Annotated in this window: 21 protein-coding genes and 1 pseudogene; 8 read left to right on the forward strand and 14 right to left on the reverse strand. The window is 67.5% G+C overall.

Annotation, left to right across the window (positions count from 1 at the left end; all coding sequences use genetic code 11):
* The first annotated feature begins 29 nt into the window (after positions 1 to 29).
* Positions 30 to 713, forward strand: coding sequence for a response regulator transcription factor (locus WS64_RS30765; protein ID WP_059639624.1), 684 nt, complete (start codon positions 30 to 32; stop codon positions 711 to 713).
* 75 nt (positions 714 to 788) lie between these two features.
* Here WS64_RS30765 and WS64_RS35045 read toward each other — a convergent pair whose 3' ends face one another.
* Together WS64_RS35045 and WS64_RS30770 are read right to left on the reverse strand one after the other, a co-directional pair.
* Positions 789 to 944, reverse strand: a complete 156-nt coding sequence (locus tag WS64_RS35045) for a hypothetical protein (protein WP_167351653.1) — start codon at positions 942 to 944, stop codon at positions 789 to 791.
* Between the two features lie 93 nt (positions 945 to 1,037).
* Positions 1,038 to 1,310 carry a DUF4148 domain-containing protein gene (locus WS64_RS30770; protein WP_060968793.1) on the reverse strand — a complete coding sequence of 91 codons (273 nt, stop codon included), beginning with the start codon at positions 1,308 to 1,310 and terminating at the stop codon, positions 1,038 to 1,040.
* A 323-nt stretch (positions 1,311 to 1,633) separates the two neighbouring features.
* Between WS64_RS30770 and WS64_RS30775 the strand changes: the two genes are divergently transcribed.
* A complete protein-coding gene (locus tag WS64_RS30775; RefSeq protein ID WP_060968957.1) occupies positions 1,634 to 2,809 on the forward strand; it encodes a porin in 1,176 nt (391 codons plus the stop codon).
* A gap of 85 nt (positions 2,810 to 2,894) precedes the next feature.
* Here the strand turns inward: WS64_RS30775 and WS64_RS30780 are convergent, their stop codons facing one another.
* The 5 genes and pseudogenes from WS64_RS30780 to WS64_RS30800 all read right to left on the reverse strand — a co-directional run bounded on the left by WS64_RS30780 (position 2,895) and on the right by WS64_RS30800 (position 10,575).
* Positions 2,895 to 4,361 carry an efflux transporter outer membrane subunit gene (locus WS64_RS30780; RefSeq protein WP_060968794.1) on the reverse strand — a complete coding sequence of 489 codons (1,467 nt, stop codon included), beginning with the start codon at positions 4,359 to 4,361 and terminating at the stop codon, positions 2,895 to 2,897.
* On the reverse strand, positions 4,354 to 5,559 hold the full coding sequence (locus WS64_RS30785) for an efflux RND transporter periplasmic adaptor subunit (RefSeq protein WP_060968795.1): 1,206 nt from the start codon (positions 5,557 to 5,559) through the stop codon (positions 4,354 to 4,356). Before WS64_RS30785 ends, WS64_RS30780 begins: the two co-directional genes overlap by 8 nt.
* Complete coding sequence (locus WS64_RS30790) at positions 5,549 to 8,803, reverse strand: efflux RND transporter permease subunit (protein WP_060968796.1); 3,255 nt, start codon at positions 8,801 to 8,803, stop codon at positions 5,549 to 5,551. The genes WS64_RS30785 and WS64_RS30790 overlap by 11 nt, the downstream gene beginning before the upstream one ends.
* A gap of 154 nt (positions 8,804 to 8,957) precedes the next feature.
* A pseudogene (locus WS64_RS30795) lies at positions 8,958 to 9,630 on the reverse strand (response regulator transcription factor).
* Between the two features lie 21 nt (positions 9,631 to 9,651).
* A complete protein-coding gene (locus WS64_RS30800; RefSeq protein ID WP_060968797.1) occupies positions 9,652 to 10,575 on the reverse strand; it encodes a LysR family transcriptional regulator in 924 nt (307 codons plus the stop codon).
* 317 nt (positions 10,576 to 10,892) lie between these two features.
* Here WS64_RS30800 and WS64_RS30805 point away from each other — a divergent pair, with 317 nt between their 5' ends.
* A complete protein-coding gene (locus tag WS64_RS30805; protein ID WP_059639618.1) occupies positions 10,893 to 11,267 on the forward strand; it encodes a hypothetical protein in 375 nt (124 codons plus the stop codon).
* 106 nt (positions 11,268 to 11,373) lie between these two features.
* On the opposite strand, the gene WS64_RS30810 is transcribed toward WS64_RS30805, so the two are convergent.
* The 3 genes from WS64_RS30810 to WS64_RS30820 all read right to left on the reverse strand — a co-directional run bounded on the left by WS64_RS30810 (position 11,374) and on the right by WS64_RS30820 (position 14,414).
* Entirely contained in the window at positions 11,374 to 12,132 is a 759-nt protein-coding gene (locus tag WS64_RS30810) for an SDR family oxidoreductase (protein ID WP_060968798.1), read from the reverse strand.
* Positions 12,133 to 12,319: 187 nt separating this feature from the next.
* Entirely contained in the window at positions 12,320 to 13,255 is a 936-nt protein-coding gene (locus WS64_RS30815) for an alpha/beta hydrolase (RefSeq protein ID WP_060968799.1), read from the reverse strand.
* A gap of 61 nt (positions 13,256 to 13,316) precedes the next feature.
* A complete protein-coding gene (locus WS64_RS30820; protein WP_059585128.1) occupies positions 13,317 to 14,414 on the reverse strand; it encodes an OpgC domain-containing protein in 1,098 nt (365 codons plus the stop codon).
* Between the two features lie 381 nt (positions 14,415 to 14,795).
* Between WS64_RS30820 and WS64_RS30825 the strand changes: the two genes are divergently transcribed.
* On the forward strand, positions 14,796 to 15,950 hold the full coding sequence (locus WS64_RS30825; protein WP_060310814.1) for a porin: 1,155 nt from the start codon (positions 14,796 to 14,798) through the stop codon (positions 15,948 to 15,950).
* Positions 15,951 to 15,991: 41 nt separating this feature from the next.
* Here WS64_RS30825 and WS64_RS30830 read toward each other — a convergent pair whose 3' ends face one another.
* The gene (locus WS64_RS30830; protein WP_059639613.1) at positions 15,992 to 16,903 is read right to left on the reverse strand and encodes a LysR family transcriptional regulator; all 912 of its coding nucleotides are present in this window, start codon (positions 16,901 to 16,903) and stop codon (positions 15,992 to 15,994) included.
* A gap of 141 nt (positions 16,904 to 17,044) precedes the next feature.
* Between WS64_RS30830 and WS64_RS30835 the strand changes: the two genes are divergently transcribed.
* On the forward strand, positions 17,045 to 18,046 hold the full coding sequence (locus WS64_RS30835; RefSeq protein WP_060968800.1) for an aldo/keto reductase: 1,002 nt from the start codon (positions 17,045 to 17,047) through the stop codon (positions 18,044 to 18,046).
* A 131-nt stretch (positions 18,047 to 18,177) separates the two neighbouring features.
* Positions 18,178 to 18,918 carry a sulfite exporter TauE/SafE family protein gene (locus tag WS64_RS30840; protein WP_060968801.1) on the forward strand — a complete coding sequence of 247 codons (741 nt, stop codon included), beginning with the start codon at positions 18,178 to 18,180 and terminating at the stop codon, positions 18,916 to 18,918.
* 83 nt (positions 18,919 to 19,001) lie between these two features.
* On the opposite strand, the gene WS64_RS30845 is transcribed toward WS64_RS30840, so the two are convergent.
* The 3 genes from WS64_RS30845 to WS64_RS30855 all read right to left on the reverse strand — a co-directional run bounded on the left by WS64_RS30845 (position 19,002) and on the right by WS64_RS30855 (position 22,994).
* Positions 19,002 to 21,164, reverse strand: a complete 2,163-nt coding sequence (locus WS64_RS30845; protein ID WP_060968802.1) for a hypothetical protein — start codon at positions 21,162 to 21,164, stop codon at positions 19,002 to 19,004.
* Between the two features lie 500 nt (positions 21,165 to 21,664).
* On the reverse strand, positions 21,665 to 22,051 hold the full coding sequence (locus WS64_RS30850) for an ester cyclase (protein ID WP_060968958.1): 387 nt from the start codon (positions 22,049 to 22,051) through the stop codon (positions 21,665 to 21,667).
* A gap of 46 nt (positions 22,052 to 22,097) precedes the next feature.
* Positions 22,098 to 22,994: a LysR substrate-binding domain-containing protein gene (locus tag WS64_RS30855; protein WP_060968803.1), complete on the reverse strand. Its 897-nt coding sequence runs from the start codon at positions 22,992 to 22,994 to the stop codon at positions 22,098 to 22,100.
* A 495-nt stretch (positions 22,995 to 23,489) separates the two neighbouring features.
* Between WS64_RS30855 and WS64_RS30860 the strand changes: the two genes are divergently transcribed.
* Positions 23,490 to 24,362 (forward strand): peptidoglycan DD-metalloendopeptidase family protein, encoded by an 873-nt coding sequence (locus tag WS64_RS30860; RefSeq protein ID WP_060968804.1) that lies wholly within the window; start codon positions 23,490 to 23,492, stop codon positions 24,360 to 24,362.
* A 206-nt stretch (positions 24,363 to 24,568) separates the two neighbouring features.
* On the forward strand, positions 24,569 to 25,468 hold the full coding sequence (gene bla, locus WS64_RS30865) for a class A beta-lactamase (RefSeq protein ID WP_060968805.1): 900 nt from the start codon (positions 24,569 to 24,571) through the stop codon (positions 25,466 to 25,468).
* The last annotated feature ends 72 nt before the right edge of the window (positions 25,469 to 25,540 follow it).

Raw genomic sequence — 25,540 nt, forward strand, 5'->3', positions numbered from 1 at the left:
GCGTATTCCAGCCGCGAGGCCGGTTGACGATGCGTGTCCTGCTCGTGACTTCGCCGCATCCGGAAGCGTCGTGGCTGCACAAGGCGCTGCAGGAAAGCGGGCACAGCGTGCAGCGCGCCGACGATCCGCGCGACGGCCTGTTCCTCGCCTCGCAGGAGGCGTTCGACGCGATCGTCGCGACCGCGTTCGAACCCGGCAGCGATGCCGCGCTGATCGCGATGCTGCCGCGTTTCGTTGCCGACGGCGGCGGCGCCGCGCTCGTGGTGCTGATCGGCGAGGCGTCGGCGCGCGAACGCATTCATGTGCTGCGCGCGGGTGCCGATGCGTGTTTCTGCGCGCCGTATTCGTTCATCGAACTGCACGAACGCATGCAGGCGTTGCAGCGGCTCGCGGGGCCGCGCGATGCGGACCGGCCGGTCGCGCGTGCGTCCGCGGTCGAGACACTGGCGCGCGAACTCAAGGACGGCAAGCTGCGCGTGGCCGTGACGCGCCGGGAATTCCTGCTGCTCGAATGCCTGATGCGCCATCCGAACGCGCCGGTGCCACGCGACCAATTGATCCGGTATGTCTGGCAGGACAAGGAGGATGTCGATCCATCGAGCGTCAATCTCGTGGTGTCGCGGCTGCGCCGCAAGCTCGCGCGGCATCTGCCCGACGTCCGCATCGATACGGTGAGCCGCTACGGCTATCAGGTAACGCTGCCGGACGCCTGAGCGCGCGGTTCCGGCCGCGCGACGAACATGACATGACGGGCGCCCTGCCACCGGCAGCGCGCCCGTCTCGTGCGTTTACGAGCCGAAGAACGGCACGCAGAAATCGGCCGGGCCGACGCAATCGCCGGGGCCGTCGGGCCGCGCGGACGCACAGCCGGACAACACGACGCAGGCAGCCATCGCGAGGAACGCGAGACGGGCGGAACGAGCGAACAACGAACGAAGCTTCATGGATGGCGAGCAATCGGGAGGACGCGTGGTGTCGCCGCTGGTGACGCGGGCCGCGTGAGCGGGGCGCCGCGCCCGGCCGCACCGTCACGCGTCTCAATGCGCATAGAGCGTGGAGTTCAGGTACTTGAGCTGCCCGTCCTGTTCGGCCTGCACGAGCTCGGCATGGACTTCGGCGCGCGTCTTCTCGTGGATCGGCTGGCCGTAAGGCGGCACCCACTGGCCGGCAGCCTGAGCGCCGGGTGCGCCGTCCTTGGTGGCGGCCGGGGACATGTGGATCGGCCGGCTGCCGGTCAGTGCAAACGCGGGAGCAGACAGCGTGCCGATCGCGGCGAGCATGGCGGCGGCGGCGATGTTGGTGGTTTTCATGTCGGGATTCCTCATGATGATTGACTGGGTTCATCCCCCCGCGCGGCGTGCGGGTGCCGCGCGCGGGTTGAGGACAAGCATAGAGGAGGGACGTTAGCGGATCGGCATGCGCAACGTGAAAAGAAATTCATGCACCGGCGCGCGTTCGCGCAGACATGAAGCAGGTATGTCGTGAAGATGAAGCGGGTTTCATTTTGCGGGCCGTTTCGATAACGGCGCTGTCATGCCCGCTGCCTAAATTGGGCGCCATCGCATCGCGCACGAGCGGCCACGCCGCCCGGGCCGACGATGCGATCGGACCGATCCACTCCAACGAAACCATCATGAAGACATATCTGGCAATTCCGGCGGCGGTCGCATGCCTGCTTGCGAGCGCCGCGCATGCGCAGAGCAGCGTGACGCTGTACGGCACGATCGACGCGGGCCTGGACTACATCAGCAACCAGAAATCGGCCGCGGGCCTGGGGCCCGCTTATGGCGTGCAGAGCGGCAACGTCAGCACGTCGCGCTGGGGGCTGCGCGGCAACGAGGATCTCGGCGGCGGCCTCGCGGCCGTGTTCACCGTCGAGAACGGCTTCAACGTCGCGAACGGCAAGTTCGGCAACGGCGGCGACGTGTTCGGCCGCCAGGCGTGGGTCGGCCTCGCGAGCCGCCAGTGGGGCACGGTGACGCTCGGCCGCCAGTACGATTTCCTGGTCGACTTCGTCGCGCCGCTGTCGGCGACCGGGTCGGGATTCGGCGGCAACCTCGCCGATCATCCGTACGACAACGACAACCTCGCCAACGACACGCGCATGAACAACGTGGTGAAGTTCCGCAGTGCGAACCATGGCGGCTTCACGTTCGGCGGCGCTTACGGCTTCAGCAATCAGGGTGGCGGGTTCAGCAACGACAACGCGTACAGCGTCGGCGCGCAGTATGCGAACGGTCCGGTCGCCGTCGCCGTCGCGTACCTGCAGTCGGACCAGCCGGGCGGCGTGAACAAGCCGCAGAACACCGGCGGTTCGCTGAGCAGCTCGGATGGCGATGCGATGCTGGCCGGTGGCCGCTGGCGCACGTTCGGCGCTGGTGCGCACTATGCGTTCGACCATGCGACGGTCGCCCTGGTCTATACGAGAACGATCCTGAACGACCCGCGAGAACTGTCGCAAGGCGGTTCATATGGCACGGTGAACGGCCAGTTGCTGACCTTCAGCAACTACGAAGTGAATGCGCGCTATTGCCTCACGCCGGCTTTCTCGCTGGGCGGCGCCTATACGTTCACGCAAGGCCGCTTCGACGAGGCGGGCCGCAGCATCGCGCCGAAGTGGAACCAGTTGATGCTGCAGGCCGACTATGCGCTGTCGCGCCGCACCGACCTCTATCTGGAAGGCGTGTACCAGCGCGTGACGGGGGCGGACGGCGTCGCGGTGCTCGGCCACGCGGGGATCTTCAACCTGGCGGCATCGGGCAACGATCGTCAGGCGGTGGTCGCGGCCGGCATCCGTCACAAGTTCTGAGCGGCCGGGCCGACGTAAAAAACGGCACCCGTCATCGCGACGGGTGCCTTGAAATGCGACACGCCTCGTTCATGCCGCAAGGGATTCAGTTCGCTGAACGGGCCGGCGTCGCGGCCGGCGCCTGCGCTCCGGATGCGGCTTCGTCGGTCGACCACCCGCCGCCCAGCGCGGCGATCAACCCCACCGCCGCCAGTTGCCGGCGCGTGTCCAGCTCCAGCATCGCAACCTTCGTATCGAGTTCGGTGGTCTGCGCCGTCACCACGTCGAGATAGCTGACGACGCCGTCCCGATAGCGCGACATCGACAGTTGCAACGTGCGTTCGGCCGCGTCGAGCGCCGCCTGCTCGCGCTCGGCTTCGTCGCCCAGGTGGTGCGTGAGGGCGAGGTTGTCTTCGACCTGCTGGCACGCATCGAGCACCACCGCGCGGTATTTCGCGCCGTTCTCGGCCAGCTGCGCGCGCGCCTGGTCGGTGAGCGCCTGGCGCCGGCCGCCGTCGAACAGCGTCAGCGCGAGGCTGGGCCCGATCGACCAGATCTCGTTCGGCGCGCGGAGCCAGTGGCCGAGGCCCGAGCTCTGGTACCCGCCGACCAGCCCGAGCGTGACGTCGGGGAAGAACGCCGCGCGCACCACGCCGATCTTCGCGTTGGCGGCGGCCATGCGCCGCTCGGCGGCCGCGACGTCGGGGCGCCGCTGCAGCAGCGTCGCGGGAATGCCGGTCGGGATCGTCGGCAGATAAGCCGCGTTCAGGTCCGGTGCCAGCGAGAACGACGATGCCGGTACACCCGTGAGCGTCGCGATCGCGTGCTCGTAGAGCGCGCGCCGCGCCCGTACGTCCTCGGCCGACGCGCGGGCCGAATCGAGCTGCGTCCTCGCGCGCGACACGTCGAGATCGGACGCGATGCCGCCTGCGTGCCGACTCATCGTGAGGCGCAGCGCGCGCTGATACGTGTCGATCGTATCGGCCAGCAACTGTTGCTGCTGATCGAGCCCGCGCAGGCTGAAGTACGCGCTCGCGAGGCTGGCCTGCAGGCTCAGTCGGACCGACGCGAGATCGTCGGCGCTGGCCTGTGCGTCGGCGCGCCCGGCCGCGACTTCGTTCCGCACCTTGCCCCACAGGTCGAGGTCGTAGTCGAAGCCGGCGTCGAGCGTGTTGTCGCCATAGACGTTCGGCTGGTTCGAGCCGCGTAACGGCCGCATGGCCGACTGACGGTTGCTCGAGACCTGCGCGCCGAGGCCGATGGTCGGGAACAGGCCCGAGCGCGCCTGATCGAACAGCGCGGTTGCCTCGTCGTGGCGGGCCACGGCCGCGGCCACGTCGGGGTTGGCCGCGGCCACCCGTGCTTCGAGCCGGTCGAGCACGGGATCGCGGAACGCCTTCCACCAGCCGTCGCGCGCGATGCGGTCGGCCGGCTTCGCGGGCTGCCAGCCGCCCGCTTCCTTGAAGCTGGCCGGCAGCGCAGGGTGCGGCGCATGATAGGCAGGTGCGAACGAGCACGCGCAGAGGAACGCGACGCCGGCGAGCATCGCGCAAAGCCGAAGCCGGTTAGCCATGCGCACGCTCCGTATCGCGCGCGGCCGACGCGACGGTGCGAGCCGGCGCCGCGAGCCTGACCGGATCGCCGGCGGCGAGCGAGTCGGGCGGGTTGTCGATCACGCGATCGTCCGGCGCGAGGCCGGTCGCGATCTGCACGTGCGTGCCGAGATCGGTCGCGATCGTCACGGGCTTGAATACCGCGCGATCGTCCTTGCCGACCACGGCGACCTGCAGGCCGGCCTGCCGGAAGATCAACGAGCTGGCCGGAATCGTCAGCACGTGGCTGCTGCCGGCCGGCAGCGCGAAATGCACCTCGGTGTATTCGCCGGGAATCAGCTTGCCGTCGGGGTTGTCGACCATCAACTGGACGAGCAGCGTGCCGGTCGAATCGGCGATCGAGTCGTCGGTGTCGGCGAGCGTCGCCCGGAAGGTCTCGCCCGGATGCTCGGGCACGGTCAGTGTGGCCGTCATGCCGGGCCGGATCGCGGCGGCCTCGTTCTGCGGCACGCTCACGTAGACGCGCATCCGGTGCACGTCGGACACGGCAAACAGCTCCGGGCCGGCGCCGCCGCCGGCCGAGATCAACTGGCCGATGTCGGTCTTGCGTGCGGTGACGACGCCGTCGAACGGCGCGACGATGCGCTTGAACGCCTCCAGCGCCTCGAGGCGCCGCACGTTGGCCTCGTTGGCGGCGACGATCGCCTGCTTGGCCGCGAGGTCGCTGGTCTTCTCGTCGGTTTCCTGCTGCGACACCGAATCCTGCGCGAGCATCCTCGTCCAGCGCGCGGCCGTGGACGCGGCAAGCTTCTCGTTGGCGAGCGAACTCTGCAGATCGGCGCGCGCCTGCAGCAGTTGCTGATCGAGTTCGGGCGTATCGATCAGCCCGAGCAGTTGCCCCGACTTCACGTGCGCGCCGATATCGGTGTACCACGCATGCAGGTAGCCCGACACCTGTGCATGGATCGGCGCGCTCTCGAATGCGGACAAATGGCCGGGCAGCACGAGCGTGGCGCCGTCGCCGCCGGTCGACGGCGTGTACGCGACCACGGTCGGCACCGCTTGCTCGGCGGACCAGGTCGTCATTTCCTGTTTCGCGTGCGCGCGGCCGACGATGCCGGTCGCCACGATGCCGACCGCGATCAGCGCGGTGAGCGTGGCGACGAGCTTGAGGTTGGGCAGCCGTTTCGGCGACTTGATATCGATCTCAGTGGACATGGGAAGCTCCGGACGCGGAAGGGGAGGAAGCGCGGGAACCGTCGTGCTTGAGCGCATCGCGCCGATGCACGAGGCTGAACACGACGGGAACGAAGAACAGCGTCGCGATCGTCGCGCATGCGAGGCCGCCGATCACCGCGCGGCCGAGCGGCGCGTTCTGCTCGCCGCCGTCGCCGAGGCCGAGCGCCATCGGCGCCATGCCGATGATCATCGCGAGCGCGGTCATCAGCACCGGGCGGAAGCGCGTGAACCCGGCCTCGAGCGCGGAGGCCAGCGCGTTGCCGGTTTCGGCCAGGCGCTCGCGCGCGAAACTGACGACGAGGATCGAGTTGGCGGTGGCGACACCCATGCACAGGATCGCGCCGGTCAGCGCCGGCACCGACAGCGGCGTATGCGTGGTGAACAGCATCCAGACGATGCCGGCCAGCGCCGCCGGCAGCGCCGAGACGATCACGAATGCGTCGGCCCACGAGTGGAAGTTCACGACGATCAGCAGGTAGATCAGCACGATCGCGCCCACGAGGCCGAGCAGCAGGCCGGCGAACGCGCCGTTCATGGTCTGCACCTGGCCGCGCAGCGTGACGGTCGAGCCCTTGGGCACGTCCTTCGCGGTGGCCTTGACGATATCGTCGATGTCGGCCGCGACTGCGCCGAGGTCGCGCCCCTGGGTGGTCGCGTAGATGTCGAACAGCGGCTCGATGTTGTAGTGCGACACCACCGCGTTGCCGACTCCGCGCGTGATCGTGGCCAGACCGCCCAGCAACTGGGACTGGCCGTTCGCGCCGGTGACCGGCAGGTTCTGCAGTGCCGACAGCGTGGTCATCCTGTACTGCGGCGTTTGCGCGACGATCGGATAGGACACGCCGTTGCGCGGATTGAGCCAGTAGGTCGGGTCGACCTGGCTGGTGCCGGCCAGCGTCGCGACCACCGAGTCCGTTACGTCCTGCTCGGTGATGCCGAGCTGGTCGGCGCGCGTGCGGTCGACCGTCACCGTGAATTGCGGATAGGTGCTGGCCTGCTGGATGCGCGGGTCGGCGACACCCGCGATCAGGCGCAGCTTGCGGTACAGCTCGCGCGCATAGGCGAGATTGGCCTGCTGGTTGGGGCCGGCCACCTGCAGGTCGACCGGGGCCGGTGCGCCGAAGTTGAGGATCTGGCTGACGATGTCGGCGGGCAGGAACGAGAACGTGGTGCCCGGATAGGCGCGCGGCAGGCGTTCGCGCAGCGTGCGCACGTAGTCGGCGGTCGGCGCGTGATCGCGCGACAGCGAGATCAGGATGTCGCCGTCCTGCGGCCCGAGCGTGCCGCTGTTGTTGTAGGTCAGGTTGATCCCGCTGTTCGGCAGGCCGATGTTGTCGATCACTTCGCGCAACTGCGCGGGCGGAATCACGCCGCGGATCGTGTTTTCGATGCGGTCGAGTTCGGCGGCGGTTTCCTCGACACGCGTGCCGACCGGCGCGCGCACGTGCAGCGCGATCTCGCCGGAATCGATGGTCGGGAAGAAGTTGCGACCGAGCGACGGCGCGAGCAGGAAGGACGCGGCCACGATGCAGAGGAAGGCGACGACGAACGGCTTGCGGCGCGTGAGCGCGAGGCCCAGCAGGATCCGGTACGACGCGCGCACGGCTTCGAAGCGGCGCTCGAATGCACGCTGGAAGCGCACCAGCGGATTGCGCGACGGCGAGACCTCGTGCGCGCCGCCATGGCCCGCGTGCGGATCCATCACCGCGGCCAGTTCGCCCGACGCATGGCCGGCCGATGCGTGCGGCTTGAGCAGGTATTGCGCGAGCATCGGCACGAAGGTGCGCGACAGCACGAACGACGACACCATCGAGAAGATCACCGCCTTGGCCATCGGCACGAACAGAAAGCGCGAGATGCCGTCGAGCATCAGCATCGGCACGAATACGATGCAGATGCACAGCAGCGAGACGAGTGCCGGCATCACGATCTGTTTCGCGCCGTCGACGATCGCGGTACGCGTGTCCTTGCCCTGTTCGAGGTGCCAGTTCACGTTCTCGATCGTCACCGTCGCATCGTCGACGAGGATCCCGACCGCGAGCGCGAGGCCGCCGAGCGTCATCACGTTGAGCGTCTCGCCGGTGGCCGCGAGCAGCGCGATCGCCGAGAGCACGGCCAGCGGGATCGACGCGGCGATGATCAGCGTCGAGCGCCACGAGCCGAGAAACAGCAGGATCATCAGCGAGGTCAGCGCGGCGGCGATGATGCCTTCGCGCGCCACGCCGCTCACGGCGCCGTTCACGAAGGTCGACTGGTCGCCCATCGTGACGAGCTTCAGGCCCGGCGGCAGCGTCTGTTCGACTAGCGGCAGCTTCGCCTTCACGCCGGCGATGATGTCGAGCGTCGATGCGGAGCCGTTCTTCAGGATACTCATCAGCACCGCGCGGCGGCCGTCCACGCGCACGATGTTGCCCTGCGGCGGGTAGCCGTCGCGCACATGGGCGACGTCGCGGATATAAATCGTCGTGCCTCCGACCGACTTGATCGGCAGGTCGTTCAATGCGTCGAGCGAGAGCGGGCTGTTGTTGAGCTTGATGTTGTATTCGAAGCGGCCGATCTTCTGCGTGCCGGCCGGGATGATCTGATTCTGCTGCGCGAGCGCGTGCGCGACGTCCTGCGCCGACAGCCCTTTCGACTGCAGCGCCTGCGGGTCGAGGTCGATCTGTACTTCGCGTGTCTTGCCGCCGTACGGCGTCGGAATCGCGACGCCGGGCACCGACAGCAACTGCGGCCGAATGAAGTTGACCGCGTAATCTCCCAGCTTCTGTTCGTCGAGCGTGTTGCTGGTCAGCGCGATCTGCAGCACGGGCACGGTCGATGCGTTGTAGTTGAGGATCTGCGGCGGCGTGGTGCCGGGCGGCATCTGCTTGAGCACGGTCTGCGAGATCGACGTGACCTGCGCGGTCGCCGTGCGGATATCGACGGTCGGCTGAAAGAAGATCTTCACGATGCCGTAGCCGCGGAACGATTGCGACTCGATATGCTGGACGTCGTTGACCGTCGTGCCGAGCGTGCGCTCGTAGTACGTGATCACGCGTCCGGACATGTCGTCCGGCTGCAGGCCGGCGTAGTTCCACACGACGCTGATCACCGGAATGCGGATGTCCGGAAAGATGTCGATGGGCGTTCGGATCGCCGCGAGCGGGCCCGCGATCAGGATCAGCAGCGCCAGTACGACGAACGTATAGGGCCGCGTGAGCGCGAGCCGGACAATTTTCAGCATGAGGTGCTGCTCCGTTCAAAAGCGTCGTGAAGAAGAGCCGGACGTGCGCGTCTTCGGGAAAATACCGATGCGCATCCGATGACCGCATTCTGCGGAGCAGCCCCTAACAGCGGGTCGCTAAAAAGATGAAACAAGTTTTAAGTGGCGGACGGACTCAACCGAGCAGGTAGCCCGAGCCGCGGATCGTGCGGATCAGCGGCGCCGCGCCGGGCCGGTTCACCTTCTTGCGCAGGCGGCCGACGTGCACGTCGATCAGGTTCGTGCCGGGATCGAAACGGCACCCCCACACGGCTTCGAAGATCATCGTGCGCGTGAGCACGCGGCCGGCGTTGCGCATCATGAATTCGAGCACGCGGGACTCGGTCGGCAACAGCGCGAGCTCGCGCGCGCCGAGCGTCGCGCGTCGCCGCACCAGGTCGAGCTCCAGCTCGCCGGCGCGCAGCACCGTGTCGACGTGCGTGCCGCGCGGCCGCCGGCGAATCAGCACGTCGATGCGCGCACATTTCTTCGAGCGAGAACGGCTTGACGAGGTAGTCGTCGCCGCCGGCGCGCAGCCCCTGGATACGCTGATCGACGTCGGACATCGCACTCATCACGAGCACCGGCGTATCGAGGCCGACGCCGCGCATCGTCGCGAGGATCGTCAGCCCGTCGAGGTCGGGCAACATGCGATCGAGCGTCACGACGTCGTAGTGCGCGCTCATCGCGCGGGCCATGCCGTCGCGGCCGGTGCGCGCGACGTCGATCTGGTGGCCTTCGGCACGCAGCGAGTGCGCGATGCGATCCGCGATCAGCGGATCGTCTTCGATCGTCAGGATATGTGCCATGGCGTGCGCGACCCGGCGAAGTCACGCAGCGGCAAGCTGCATGGCGATGCGCTCGGGCGTGCGATAGTGGTCGACCACGTAGTCGATGAAGCTGCGTACTTTCGTGGACAGATAATTGCGGCTCGGGTAGAGCATCGAGATGCGGCGCGGGCCGCCGTTCGCTTCGTAGCGTTCGAGAATCGGCACCAACGTGCCGCGTGCGAGATCGTCGGCCACGAGCGGATGCGGCAATTGCGCGATACCCATGTGATTGAGTGCCGCGATCCGCACCATCGTGTTGCTGGTCGATGCCAGCGCATTGCCGGTATAGATGCGGCAGGCGCCGTCGGTAGCCGAGAACTCCCAGTTGCGCGCGGCGCCGTTCGACACGGTCAGCAGGCTGTGCGTATTCAGTTCGACCGGCTCGGCAGGCGTGCCGTGCCGCGCGAGGTAGTCGGGGGACGCGACGACCACGTCGCGCACGCTCGTCAACGTCCGCGACACGAAGGTCGAGTTGACGAGGCGGTGATCGTCACAGAAGCACACGTCGTAGCCGCCTTCCACCATGTCGACCTGGATATCGAACGTCGTCACGTCGAATCGCACGCGCGGATGCGCGATGCGATACGTGGACAGCAGCGTGCACAGCCCGGCCGCAACCGAGGTGGCCGACGCGGCGATGCGCAGCGTACCGTGCGGATCGCGATTGACCTGCGCGAGGTTCGATTCGATCTCGTCGAGCTTCTCGATGATCGCGCGGCAGCCGTCGAGAGATTCGCGGCCCGGCTCGGTGAGCGAAAGGCTGCGCGTGGTCCGGTTCAACAGGCGCATGTTCAGATGGGCCTCGAGCATGCCGACGCTGCGCGTGACCGCGGCGGCCGACATGCCGAGCTGACGTGCGGCGAGACTGAAGCTCGACAACTCGACCACACGCGTGAAGACACGCATCGCTTGCAGTTGGTTCATGATCGGCGAGGAGTGGATTTGCCGGAAATACGGGGCGGCGCGTCCGTCTTCGGCGGGCTGCGTCGACGCATCGCGCTGCGCCTGCGGGGGCGGGCAGCGAATCCATTATGGAAGGCACGCGGGGGCGGGACGCTAAAAAAACGGTGCTGGCCGGATGAAATTTCGTTTAGAAAGCGGTGGAGTCGGATGGACGACAGCGCGACGCGCTTTCTGAAGATTTCTAAAAAAAGATTCATGCATGGATCACAAATCTTCAGGCGGCCAGCCTGTACCGAGGTCGATAATGAGATCTCGTAACCGCGGCAAGGACGACGAAGATGGCACAACCGTTGAGCATCAAGATGATCGAGGAGCACGGCAAGCTCGTCGTGCTGATGTCGATTGAGCGTGGCGCGGCAGTGCTCGATCCGGAAGACGTGGACGCAGTCATCCAGTACTTGAGCCTGCTGCGCGCGTCGATGCAGCCTGCCGTACCGGAACGTCCGCCGCACGAGCAGCCATTCGTGACCGAAATGGACCCCTGCTGGTATGCCGAACGCCATCCGCTGCAGGGCGGCGCGGTGCTGTTGCTGCGTCACAGCGGGCTCGGTTGGGCAAGCTTCGCGCTACCGCCGCACAGCGTTGAGCGGTTGCACGGTTCGTTGACGCAACTGCTCGAGGACGAGCGGCAGGCGATCGGCCTGCCTCACTGAAACCAATCTGCGTCGCGACGGGCTGGCCTTCAGCGCCGTCGCGACGGCGCGGTGCGGTCGCCGCCCGTACGTGAACGCTGCCTTCCGGCGCGGGCTGCGGCGCGTGTTACCCGCGACCGACGAACGGCATCGCGGTCGCCATGATCGTCATGTTCAGGATGTTCGTATCGAGCGGCAGATTCGCCATCTGGACGATCGCGTTCGCGACATGCGCGACGTCCATCCGCGCTTCCGGCGCCAGGCTGCCGTCCGCTTGCGGGACGCCGTGCGTCATCCGTTCCGTGAGCGACGTGGCCGCGTTGCCGATGTCGATCTGGCCGCACGCGATGTTGTACCGGCGACCGTCCAGCGCGAGCGACCTGGTGATCCCGGTCACCGCGTGCTTGGTCGCCGTGTACGCGATCGTATCGGGGCGCGGCGCGTGCGCCGAGATCGAGCCGTTGTTGATGATTCGGCCCCCCTGCGGCGTTTGCGCCTTCATCAGCCGCCACGCGGCCCGCGCGCACAGAAAGACGCCGGTCAGGTTCGTCGCGACGACGCTGTTCCATACGTCGAGTTCGTAGTCGCCGAGGGAAACGACCGGGGCGTTGCGGCCGGCGTTGTTGAACAGGACGTCGAGCCGGCCGAATTGCTGTGCGATCCGCGCGAACGCGTGGTCGACCGATGCTTCGTCGGTCACGTCGGCGGGAAATACCTGCGCGTCGCCGCCGGCGGTGCGGATGGTGTCCCGGGTTTCGCGTAACGACGCCTCCGTGCGCCCGAGCAGCGCGACGGTGAAACCGGCCTGGGCGAGCGCGACGGCCGCTGCGCGACCGATGCCGGAGCCGGCGCCCGTGACGGCGGCGAATTTCTGCGAGTCAGACATGGCTTGATTTCCTGCGGGTCGAGTAGGGGAGGCAGGCGATGACCGATGGCATCGCCACTTTGGCAATGTAGTCGAAATGCGGCGGGTACGGATTCAAGCGACATCGTGAAACGCACGCTGGATACCGTGGCTTTCGCTCAACGGGGAGCCGAGCGAGCGGCAGGGCGGAGCAACGCCCCGCCGGCCGTCACTTCACACACTCCAGCGCATACTTCAACCCCGGCCCGAGCAACCCGCGCCACACGTCCCACATATGCCCGCCGTCGACGATGCGCAGCTCGGCCGGGTTCTGCGCCCGGCGCAGCTGTGTGTACAGCACGCTCGACTCCGCCTGGATGGTCAGGTCGTCGTCGCCGGCCGCGATGAACATCGGCACGCGCCAGTTGCGCGCGAAATAGCCGCGCAGCAGCGCCGGGTAGTTGAGCTCGTGCCATACGCGCGGATCGAACTGCCGGTCGCCGAACACGCCGACGTAGCGCGCGGCGGAATTGAGCGGCGGCTCGTTCGCATAGATCGCGGGGCTCAGCAGCATCGCGCCGCAGAACAGCCCCGGCTCGAGCAGCGAGAAGCGCAGCGCGCCGAAGCCGCCCATCGACACGCCGCCGATCGCGCGGCCCGCGCGCTGGTTCGACACCGCGAAGTGCGCTTCGACTTCCGGCAGCAGGTCGTTGAGGAACGCGCTCTGCATCTTCTCCTTGCGGTCGACGTACCAGTCGGTGCCGCCCTGCGGCATCACGATCACGACGGGCGGGATGTCGTGGCGTTCGATCAGCGTGTCGGCGGTGGCCTGCAGCCGGCCCTGCGTGACCCAGTCGTTGGCGTTGCCCGCGTTGCCGTGCAGCAGGTACATCACCGGGTAGCGCGCGCCTTCCGGGTTGTAGCCGGGCGGCAGGTAGACCGTGTACGACCAGTCGCGTTTCAGCGACGCCGAGCGGAACGTGCGCAGCACGACGCTGCTGCCCGGATTGACCGACGGCTCCTGCGCGGCCGACGGCGTCGTCGCGGTCTGCACGGCCGGCGGGGCGGGCGATACCGAGGGCCCGGGCGCCGGCGGCGTGGCATGGGCGGTGGCGATGGCGCCGGCGATCAGGGCGAGGGCGAACGGAAGGGCGAGTCGGCGCATGGCGAATCGTTTCAGGAGAGGCGCCGGCTATCGTCGCAGCGGCGCATGACGGCGCGGCGCGTCATGGCCGCGAACGGAACGGCAGCCGCGCGACGAGCGGCCCGTAGAGTTTGGCGACGAGATACAGCAGCCCGATCGCGACGGCGTCGGCTGCCAGCCCGAGCGGCACGTCGAGATAGCCTTCGGTCGCCTGGTAGAGCAGCGAATCGACCGCGAGCGAGATGCCGGTGCCCGCGACGAAGCACAGCAGTCCCTGCCGGCCGATCGTGCCGATCCACGGCATCGCGTGCGCGACCTTCTTCATCCAGCCGAGGTGCACGAGCTTGGCGGCGAGCCACGCGATCGCGAGGAAGTTCACGAGCCGCAGCGCGCCGAGGTTCTGCTTGATCGACGGATCGGTCGGGAACGGCTCGATGCGCAGCCGGTAGTATGCGCCGGCCGCGACGACCGCGAGCGACGCGGCCGTCAGCAGCCAACCCTGCGGCCTGGGCGCGAGGGTCTGGTAGACGGGCTGGCAGCGCGCGATCACGCCGAGCACGAACAGGAACTGCCACGCGAACGGGTTGAAATCCCACGGCGCGCCTTCGACGGTCGGCAAGAAGCGCGCGACGTGCGGCGCCGCGTACCACAGCGATCCGCTGAACGCGAGCATCAGCCACGGCTGCGTGCGCGCGAGCGGCAGCGCGAGCGGGACGAGCAGCGCAAAGAACGCGTACATCGGCAGCACCGACGCGAGGTACGGCTGGCGGCGGAACAGCAGGATGTCGCGCAGCGCGGCGAGCGGCTTGTGCAGCAGCCCGTCGAGATCGTTGGTCGGCATGTTCGGGCCGTCGATCGCCAGCGCATTCAGCGCGGCGGTGATCAGCAGCATCAGGCCGGCCGTCACGAGGAACGCGCGGTAGATCTCGAACGCACGCCGGATGAAGCGCTGGCGCGCGGCGGCTTCGTCGTGCCGCTCGGCGAGCGAGTTGTACGCAATGGCGGTCGCGAAGCCGCCGAGGAACACGAACACCTCGGCCGCGTCGCACAGCGCGTACGCGTGCAGCGTCACGCGCGACAGGATGCTGCCGCCGATGTGGTCGACGACGATGACGAGCAGCACGAGGCCGCGGAAGAAATCGAGCTCGGCGTAGCGGCCGGCCCGGGCCGGCGCGGTCATCGGAGCGCCTTTCGGCGCGGGCCGCGGGCACGGCCGGTACGCGCCGCGCATGAATCGGGGTCAAGCATGACTTCGTGAAGAAATGGCGAACGGATGCGCATTGTGCCACCGATGCGGCGCCCATCGGGTTTACGCGGATGGCGGGCCGGCCCATCGCCGCCGACAAGCGCGGTCGGGCCGTGCGCGCAACCCGGCAGTTGGACGAGCGCAACGCTTTGCGCGCGACGACCGGTACCCGATGGACGGACGATTTCCGACGTGACACCATTTTGTCCTCACGCGGCCGCACACCGCGTCGTCCGCCCTGCGGGCCACACATACAACAGATCGAACATGCGCCGGGCGTTTGGCCTGCCCGGCCCCCGGCTCCGGAGATTCGTCATGAAGAAGCACGCCATTTTTGCCGCCGCGCTCGCCGCTTGCGCCGCGCCGGCCTTTGCCGAGAACAGCGTGACGCTGTACGGCCTGATCGACGAAGGCTTCAATTACACGAACAACGTCAACGTCAATGGGGTCGGAAAGACCAATTACCAGCTCGCGAGCGGCTATGCGCAGGGCAGCCGGTGGGGCCTGAAGGGCAGCGAGGATCTCGGCGGCGGGCTGAAGGCGATCTTCACGCTGGAAAACGGTTTCGACGTGAACAACGGCCGGCTCGGCCAGGGCGGTCGCATGTTCGGCCGTCAGGCGTTCGTCGGGCTGTCGGAGTCGCGCTTCGGCACGCTGACCTTCGGCCGCCAGTACGATTCCGTCGTCGACTATCTCGCGCCGCTGACCGCGAACGGCAACTGGGGCGGCACGCTGTTCTCGCACCCGTTCGACAACGACAACACGGACAACTCGTTTCGCGTCAACAACACGGTCAAGTACGCAAGCCCCGACTGGAACGGGCTGACGCTGGGCGGCACGTACAGCTTCAGCAACAGCACGGGCTTCTCGAACAACCGCCAGTACAGCATCGGCGCGCAGTATTCGCTGGCCGGGCTGCAGGTCGCCGCCGCGTACCTGCAGGCGAACAATCCGGGCATCGGCAACGCGGGCGCGATCGCGGCCGACGACGCGAACTTCGTCGCCGATCGGCTGCGCATCTTCGGCGGCGGCGTCAACTATACGTTCGGCCCGGCCACGGTCGGCTTCGTCTATACGAAGACCGACGTGAAGAACCCGGTATCGACGGTCTACCTGCCGGCGTCGACGTTCGCCGGCCTCGGGCTGACCGCGACGAAGTTCCAGAACTTCGAAGTTAACGGCAAGTACCAGCTCACGCCCGATTTCTACCTCGGCGCGCAGTACGTGTACACGGACGGCAAGTACGACGCCGCGGCCGGCTCGTTCAAGCCGAAGTACCACACGGTCGGCCTGATGGCCGACTACAGCCTGTCGAAGCGCACCGACGTGTACCTGCAGGGCGCGTGGCAGAAGGTGGCCGGCGACAAGACGGGCACGGCGGCCGACGGCGGCTACGTCGTCGGGACGGACGGCCCGTCGTCGTCGTCGAACCAGTTCTCGGTGCGCGCCGCGATCCGCCACAAGTTCTGAGTGCGCCGGCGTCGGGGCGTATGCCCCGGCACGGGCCGCCGTCAATCCGACCGGTGCGTGCCGCCGAGCGTTTCCGCGAGCCAGTCGACGAAGATCCGCACGCGCGGCGCTAGATGCCGGCCGGTCGGGAACACCACCGACACGGGCAGCGGCGCCGCATTCCATTCCGGCAGCACCTCGACCAGCGAACCGTCGGCGAGCAGCGGCGCGAGCCCGTCGCGCGGCGCCTGGATCAGCCCGAGGCCCGCGACGCAGCACGCGAGATACGCCTGCGAGCTGTTGACCGACACGACGCTGTGCATCTTCACCGTGCGCATCTCGCCCGAATCCATGTCCGCATATTCCCAGTCCAGTTCGCGGCCCGTGCGGCTCGAAAAATAGCCAACCGCGACGTGGTCCGGCAAATCGTCCGGCGAGCGCGGCGTGCCGTGGCGCGCGAGATAGGCGGGCGACGCGCAGTTGATCTGGGCCATCTCGCCGACGCGCCGCGCGACGAGCGACGTGTCGGACAGCACGCCGACCCGCACCGCGCAGTCGATGCCGTCCGCGACGAGATCGACGAAGCGGTCGGTCGTGCTGATCACGATGCGCAGGTCGGGGTAGCGCGCGTGGAAATCCGGCAGCGCCGGAATCACGTGATTCAGCGCGAAACGTTCGGGCAGGTCGACGCGGATCACGCCGCGCGGCGACGCGCCGGCGTCCTCGAACAGCGTTTCCGCGTCGTCGAGATCGGCCAGCAACCGCACGCAGCGCTCGTAGTAGGTCGCGCCCTCGGCGGTCAGCGCGACGCGCCGCGTCGTGCGCTGCAGCAGCCGGACCTTCAGGTGCTTTTCCAGATACTGGACGGCGTTGCTGACCGTCGGGCGCGGCAGCTGGAGTTGCTCGGCCGCTTTCGTGAAGCTGCCGAGATGGGCGACGCGCGCGAAGATGCGCATTGCTTGCAGATGGTCCATGCGGGCGAGAACCTTGGCGGGAAAGGAACAGGCTCCATTGTTAATCAGCGTCGAATGGTTTGGTGGAGCGTTTCGCGTTTATCGCGCGGCGTCACGCGGCCAGAATCCGTTCCATCCACTCACCATTTGAAGGAAACGGACATGGACATGCGTCAACTGGGCCGCACGGGCCCGCAGGTATCGGCGATCGCGCTCGGCTGCATGGGGATGTCGGATTTCTACGGGCCGGCCGATCGCGACGAAAGCATCGCGACGCTACACGCGGCGCTCGACCACGGCATCACGATGCTCGACACCGGCGATTTCTACGGGATGGGCGATAACGAGATGCTGATTCGCGACGCACTGCGCGGCCGTACGCGCGACCAGGTGCGGATCAGCGTGAAATTCGGCGCGCTGCGCGATCCGGCCGGCGGGTTTGCCGGCTACGACGCGCGGCCCGCGGCGATCCGGAACTTCGTCGCGTATTCGTTGAAGCGGCTCGGCACCGATTACCTCGACATCTATCGCCCGGCCCGCGTCGATCCGGCGGTGCCGATCGAGGAAACGGTCGGCGCGATCGCCGATCTCGTGAAGGCCGGGTACGTGCGCCATATCGGGCTGTCCGAAGCCGGCGCGGACACGATCCGCCGCGCGGCCGCCGTCGCGCCGATCGCCGATCTGCAGATCGAGTACTCGTTGCTGTCGCGCGGGATCGAGGCCGAGATCCTGCCCGTGTGCCGCGCGCTCGGCATTGGCGTGACGGCCTACGGCGTGCTGTCGCGCGGGCTGCTCGGCGGGCGCTGGACGGCGGCGCGGCAGGGCGAGCGCGATTTCCGCGCGTCGAGCCCGCGCTTCCAGGGCGAGAATCTCGCGCACAACCTCGCGCTCGTCGACGCGCTGCGCGCGATCGCCGACGAGAAGGGCAGCAATCCGGCGCAGGTCGCGATCGCGTGGGCGCTGTCGCGCGGCGCCGACATCGTGCCGCTGGTCGGCGCCCGCAAACGCACGCAATTGCAGGACGGTTTGCTGGCGACTGAATTGCAACTAACGGTCAACGATCTCGCGCGTATCGAAGCGGCGGTCCCCGCCGGGGCGGCTGCCGGCGAGCGTTATCCGGCAGCGCAGATGGCGCACCTCGACAGCGAGCAGGGCCGGGGGTGATTCACGGGGCCGGATCGACGCGCCTGAGCGCTCCGTCCGGCGGGCCCGAGCCAGCCTCAGGCAAAACCAGATGGCGGGCGGCATGGCAGGCGGGCACCATCGGCGCCGTACTCAACGGACGGAATGCCTCCATGCAAATGCATACGCTGACGATCGTCGTGCTGGTTTTCCTGCTGGCCGGCGCGGTGAAGGGGATGATCGGGCTCGGGCTGCCGACGATCGCGATGGGGCTGCTGACGCTCGCGATGCCGCCGTCGGCCGCGGCAAGTCTGCTGCTCGTCCCGTCGTTCATCACCAACGTGTGGCAGCTGTGGCTCGGCCCGTCGTTCGGCGCGCTGTTACGCCGGCTGTGGCCGCTGCTCGCGGGCCTGACGGTCGGCACGCTGACGGGCGGGTTGCCGGCGCTGGCGGCCGGCAGCACGTGGACGCACGCGGCGCTCGGCGCGGTGCTGGTGCTTTACGGGCTATGGGGGCTGGCGGCCGCACGGCTGCCCGCGCCGGGGCGCCACGAAAAATGGCTGTCGGCCGTGGTCGGCTACCTGACGGGCGTCGTGACGGCCGCGACCGGCGTGTTCGTCGTACCGGCCGTGCCGTACCTGCAGGCGCTGCGGCTGTCGAAGGACGATCTGATCCAGGCGCTCGGGCTGTTGTTTACCGCGTCGACGATCGTGCTCGGCCTGCAGTTGCGCGTGACGGGCGCATTGCAGACGGTCGACCTCGGCGTGTCGGCGCTCGCGCTCGTGCCCGCGCTGGCGGGAATGGCCGGCGGCCAATATGCGCGGCGCGTGATGAGCGAGAAGATGTTCAAGCGTTGCTTCTTCGTCGGGCTGATCGTGCTCGGCGCGTATATGGCGGGGTCGGGGTGGTGGTGAACGTGCGCCCGAACGCAGAATGATCCCGAAGCCGGTTTCGGGAGCCGGCTTCGGGAACGGTCGCGGGGTGGCGGTCGTGCCGCTTACGCCGGATCGGCGTACCTCAGCGTCCACCCGACGGTGCGGGACGCGCCCGCGCCGAGCGCGAACGGCTTCGTCGTGCACGCGAAGTTCGAATGCAGTTGCCCGATCGGCGTCGTCGACAGCGGGTTCGTCGTGCCGTTCGCCGTGTCGAAGGCGGACAGCGCGCAGTTGTCGAAGCCGGACGCCGCATAGCCGGTCGCCGCGCTGTTCGCGTACGTCACCGACATCCCGTCGCCATTGGCCTGTGTCGACGCGAAATCCGCAAACGACGTGAAGTCCGTCTCCACCGCGAGGTTGCCGGCGAGCGTGCCCGAACTCAGCGTATCGGTGCGCGAAATCATGCCGTGCGCGAACGTCAGCACCGTGTGCACCTGCAGGTCGAGATCCGTCGTGTACGCGGCGTTCTTCGACGCGAGCCGGAACTTCGTCGTATCGAACGACACGATCACCTGGCCGTTGCTCTGCTGCACGTTCAGGTTCTTGTAGTACGTGACGGGAATGTAGGTTTTTGCGTTGTACGTCACCTGTGGCAGCAGCAGCGCATAGCCGAGGTCGGTCGTGCCATAGATCAGCTTGTCGGAGAACGGCACCGGGTAATACGGCGTGTACGCGTTGTAGTCGGGCGCCTGGCTGAGATTCAGGTTGATCACGCGCCGGCCGTCGCGCACGGTGAGCAGCGCGGCGCTGTACGGATGCGCGGCGTCGCCCGGCTGGTTGTACCAGGTGAGCGTGTAGCGCGGCAGCGCGTCGAGCCACGCGCGGTAGTCCGCATCGGCCATCGGCGGCTGGCCGCCGAAGCCGAGCTTGTTCCACCACGCGTTCACGTACAGATACTGGTGCAGCAGGCTGAAGTTCTCGCCCATCACGCGCGGCTTGCCGCGATACGTATCGGTGCCGCGGCCCTTGACCCACATGTTCACCGACGGCGTCGGCAGCGCCGGGTCGTACCAGTACGTGTCGAATCGGCGCGCGGCCTGGTAGATGAATGCGTACGCGACCTGTTTCTCGCGATCGGTCAGCACGCCGGCATTGGCCGCGGCCGTCAGCACTTCCATGAACGCGGAATCGCCGTACGGGCCGATCGACCGGCCGTAGTTGAAGCCCTGGCCGTCGGTGTTCAACTGCGGCAGGATCAGGTCGACCGACTTGCGCAGATAGCCCTTCAGCTCCGGCGTGAGGTTCGCTTCATTGCCCATCTCGAACGTGCGTTCGACCACTTCGCCGATCAGCAGCGTGCTGTAGCGGTCGAAGCGCGCCTGGTCGTAGTAGGTCGTGTGCGTGTTCGACGCTTCGTCGGAGAACCCGCCCGACGAGTCGTTGCGGATGTGGTTCGTCAGCGTGTACAGCAGCGCATCGCGCGCGCTCATCGTCGCGACGGCCGGGTCCGTCTTCGACGCGAACGACGGGCTGCTCCAGCCGAGCTTCTGGCGCAGGCCGGCGATGCCGTAGGACACCGCATAGTAGTTCTGCGCGGTGTTGAGCGACGCGATGTCGATCGGCGTGCCGGCGGCGGGGCACGTACTGGTCTTGCCGCTCGCATCGGGGCCGAACATGTCGCAGAAGGTGAGCCGCTGCTGCAGCGTCGCGAGCATCGCGTCGCTGAAGACTTCGTTGAGCATCCCGTGGGCCTTCAGGTTGTTCAGCGCGACGAGGTAGTAGTACTCGCCCCACGACGTGTTCGCATACGTGTAGTTGCCGCCCGACTGCGCCATCATCGCGGTCGTGATCGTCTGGTACGTCGCGAGGTAGCTCGCGTATTGCGGGTCGTTCTTCGCCTTCATGTCGATCAGGATGTACGACAGGCCGAGCGCCAGCTTGCCGGGCAGGAATTTGTCGCCGGTGTTCGTGTCGAGCACGTGGACGGGCGTGCCGTCGCCGAGATCCATCACGACCTGCGTGAAGTCGGGCGATTTCCGGATCAGGTCGAACAGCGCGCGCATCTGGCCCATCATCGTGGCCGGAACGTTCGTGCCGGCCGGCACGCTGGTGTCGGGCGCGCCATAGACGAGCGCCTGCAGCGAGTTTGGTGCGAGCGCGGGCGGGGTGGACGAAGGGGGCGGCGCCGGCGTGCCGGTTACGTCGTTTCCGCCGCACGCGGTGACGAGCACGACGGAAAGGGCGCTGAGCGCGGCGCCGAGCGCGAATCTGCTGCGCGGATGCATGGTGTCTCCAGTTTCGAATAGTGATGAAGGACGGGCACGGGTTGCTGTTGCCGCACTCGGGCCCGTACCCGGCTTCCGCCTTGCAATCCTGATTCCCTGAAGGCGGACGGCCTGAATCACACATCGAGCGGGCGAGCGTTCCCCCTGCGCGAGCCGTGACTGGCGTCGCGTTCGAGCATTGGAAAACGTTTTCCAAATTTAGGCATCGAACGACGTGATGTCAATGAACTTTCACGTCGGATGCGCCGGTAGAAACCCGAATGGCCGAGAGGAATGGTGCGGAAGGGGGAATTGGATTATGCGAAAATCACCGGGATTTTTGTCGATGATCGAGCGGACATCGGACGCGACAACGGCCTGGAAGCGGCGCGCGGCCGCAACGCGTGGAAACGGATTCCCGATGTGTGAAGAGAGAAAACGTTATCCATAAGAATCGAAATGCGCATGAGCGGCCGTCGACCACCGGCTGCTGCGCGCGACGACCTGGCGTTCCGACGACGTCAAAGCTGCTTCTCGATCGCCGCCTTGTCGATCACCGACCACACCTGGCGGATCTTGCCTTCGTGAAATTCGTAGAACACGTTCTCGGCGAACGTGACCTTGCGGCCGTCGATGGCGAGCCCCATGAACGTCCCTTTCGGCGAACACGTGAAGCGAAGGCGGCACGCGACGTGCGGCGGCTCGCACACGAGCAGCCGGATTTCGAAACGCAGATCGGGGATGTCGCGGAAGTCCTGTTCCAGCATCGCGCGGTAACCGGCGAGGCCGAGCGGCCGGTCGTTGTGGATCACGTCGTCGGATACGTATTCGCCGAGCGAAGGCCAGTCCTGCCGGTTCAGGCAGTCGATATACGCGCGATAGCGGGTGGCGAGATCGGTATCGGTCATGGCCATGTCTCCGTATGTCGATCGGGTGAGTCGAATGCGGTGCGCGTTACCGCGGCGGCGTGGCGCCCGACAAAAACGCGACGAATTCGCGCGTGTACTTCGGCAGCGCGTCGAACGACCGCGCGCAGAGCGTCAGTTTCCGATGGCTCCACGGATCGGACAGCTCGACGAGCCGCACGTCCATCGTCTGCATCGCGCGCTCGGCCGCATGCCGCGACACGATGCCGATGCCCACGCCGCTCGCGATCACGCGGCAGATCGCGTCGAAGCTCTTCAATTGCACGCGATAGCGGATCCGCTTGCCGAGCGCGCGCGCCTGGTCGGCGAGATGCACCTGCAGCGCGCTGCCGTCGGTGAGGCCGATGAAGTCTTCGCCCGCGATGTCGTCGAACGCGACCTTGTCGTGCGACGCGAGCGGATGCGCGGCCGGCACGACGACGATCAGCCAGTCTTCGCGGAACGGCTTTTGTTCGAGCCCGCCGAGGCCGACTGAATCGGCGACGATGCCGATCTCGGCCGTCTTGTTGCGGATCGCATGCACGATCTCCTGGCTCGAGCGTTCCTCGACGCTGATCGACAGCTTCGGATGGCGCGGCAGGTAATCGGCCAGTGCGTCGGGCAGGTATTCGCTCAGCGACGCGGTGTTGCACAGCAGCCGGATATGGCCGCGCAGCCCCTGGCCGTATTGCTGCAGTTCGCCGCGCATGTGATCGATCTGCTGCAGCACGGTGCGCGCGTGGTGTTCGAGCGCGCGGCCCGCATCGGTCGCCTGCGCGCCCGACTTGGTCCGGTGCAGCAGCGGCACGCCCAGTTCGTCCTCCATCCCGCGAATGCGCTCGCTCGCCGCCTGCAGCGTGATGTGCGTGCGTTCGGCGCCGCTCGTGATCGTGCCGGCCTCGCAGATGTTCAGGAAGAGCCGCAGGTCGGTCAGGTCGAAGCGCATGATGAAAAGGCGATGGGGGAATGGCCGATAAGTTAGCAGGAACCGCGGCGCCGGTCTCAGGGTTGGCCTGAGACCCGGTTCGCCGCTTCCGCATTTCCGGGGCGCGATCGATGGCCGATCATGAACGCACATCAACCGGGGAGCCCGTCATGCGGATCGATTCGTCATGGGGCGTGTCGTTCAAGATCGCGCTGCATCTGCTGTTCCTGTGCGTCGGCGTCGCGTGGGCCGGGGCCCAATTCGTCGCATGGTTGCGATGAACGTCGCGCGTTTGTCTATGAAAACGAAGCTGCCATAGTTTTTCGCGACGAAAATTCTTCCGTTTTTCTCCGCAAGGACCATCAAGTTTTTCCGGATCGGACCGTATTACCGGTAACGCATGCCGGCCGGCATCCGCTCCGTGATCGTTTGTCATCATTGTTTGCATCCGGTTACACGTCGGCCGTTCCGTTTTTGAGATGCTTGAAAGATTGTCAACCCGGAGTCGGATCGTCCATGAAAACGCGCGAGATTCACCGCAAGGCGGCGTGGCTGTCGGGCCTGGCCGCCGTGCTCGTCATGGCCGGTTGTGCAAGTACGCAGTCCGTTGCGCCGAGCGACACGCTGGCGGGGCAGCCTTCCGATTCGAGCCGGCCTGCCGCGCCGTCGGCCGCGCCTAAGCCGGCCGCGCCTAAGCCGGCCGCGCCGATTCTCGTCGCGAAAAAGTACGTCGTGAAGCGCGGCGACACGCTGACGGGCATCGCATCCGCGAACGAGTGTAGCGTGGCCGACTTGCGCACCTGGAACAAGCTGGCCGCGAACGGCAGGCTGCGCATGGGGCAGGTCCTGCGCATCGTCAAGCAGCAGCCGCTGCCGCCCGCGGGCGCGGCCGGCACGCAGGCTGTGGCGGGCAATGGCGCGGCGGATAATCAGGCCGCTTCGCCGGCCAATCCGCAAACCACCGCGCCGACCGCGAGCGACCGCCAGGTCGTCAAGGAAACGAAGCGCCATGCGGGGGGCGTCGCGCTGAAGTGGCCCGCGACCGGCAAGATCGTCGAAGGGTTCCGGCCCGGGCAGAACCGCGGCATCCAGATCGCCGGCCGGCCGGGCGACCCGGTTCGCGCCGCGGCCGACGGCCGCGTGATGTATGCGGGCACCGGCCTGAACGATTACGGCAGCCTGATCATCGTCCAGCACAACGCTGATTTCCTGACCGCGTATGCACACAACCGCAAGCTGCTCGTGAAGACGGGCGACATCGTGCATCAGGGCGATGCGATCGCCGAGATGGGCGACCTCGACAACTCGCGCGTCGCGCTGCTGTTCGAGGTGCGGCGCGACGGCAAGCCGGTGAACCCGATGCCGTACCTGCCTTCGTCGCAAGGGTAAAGCGCGGCCGTCGCGCTGGAACGCGGCGGCGGTCGCTGCTACGCTAGGTGTTCATGCGAATCCCGCCATCGCGGGGCCGACGGGCGTCTTTCGGGGATGCGCGGCGAATGCCGTCGCGGGCCGGCCGTCGGCGTGAACGGTCGCGCGTCGCCGATGCGCGGCCGCGTTGCTTCGCGCCACCGTTTCCGACAGAACAGATCTCATCCATGGAACATTCTCCGACACGCCGCTCGCTGTTGCTTGCCGCCGTTGCCGCGCCGTTCGTTGCCGCATGCACGTCCGCGCCGGTCGCCGACCAGGGGCGCGCCCACACTGGACAAGCCGAACTCGCCGCGCTGGAAAAGGCCTCGAACGGGCGGCTCGGCGTCGCCGCGCTCGATACGTCGAACGGCGTGCGCATCGCGCACCACGCGCGCGAGCGCTTCCCGTTGTGCGGCACGTATGCGGTCATGGCGGCCGCCGCGATGCTCGCGCGCGGCGCGCTCGACGCATCGCTGCTGCCGCGCCGCATCCTGTACCGTCGCTATGAAATCGTGTCCGGCTCGCCGATTACGGAAAGCCACGTCGACACCGGCATGACGATCGCGCAGCTGTGCGCGGCGATGCTGCAGTCGGGCGACAAGGGCGCGGGCAACCTGCTGATGGGCGTGCTCGGCGGCCCGCAGGCCGTCACGGCGTTCGCGCGCGAAAGCGGCGACACCACCTTCCGCCTCGATCACTGGGAACCCGAGCTGAACAAGGCCGTGCCCGGCGACGAGCGCGACACGTCGACGCCGGTCGCGATGGTCGACACGCTGCAGCGGCTGCTGCTCGGCGACACGCTGCGCGAACCGCAGCGCGCGCAACTGACGGAATGGATGGTCGGCGGCGCGCGCGGCGCGACCGGCATCGCGGCCGGCGTGCCGCCCGGCTGGCGCGTCGCCGACAAGGCCGGCACCGGCGGCTACGGCACGACGACCGATGTCGCGGTGCTGTGGCCGCCGTCGCGCGCGCCGATCGTGATGGCCGTGTCGTTCACGCAGCAGGAGGCGACTGCCGCGGCGCGCGCGGACGTCGTCGCATCGGCGGCGCGCATCGCGGCGGGCGCGCTCACCGCGACGGCCTGAGCATCCGGCGTCTCGCGCAAAGCCGGCGTTTGGCTTATCGTGTCGGTCAGCGCGCGCCGGCGTCGGCGCGCG

The organism is Burkholderia anthina (assembly GCF_001547525.1).
GTDB lineage: Bacteria > Pseudomonadota > Gammaproteobacteria > Burkholderiales > Burkholderiaceae > Burkholderia > Burkholderia semiarida.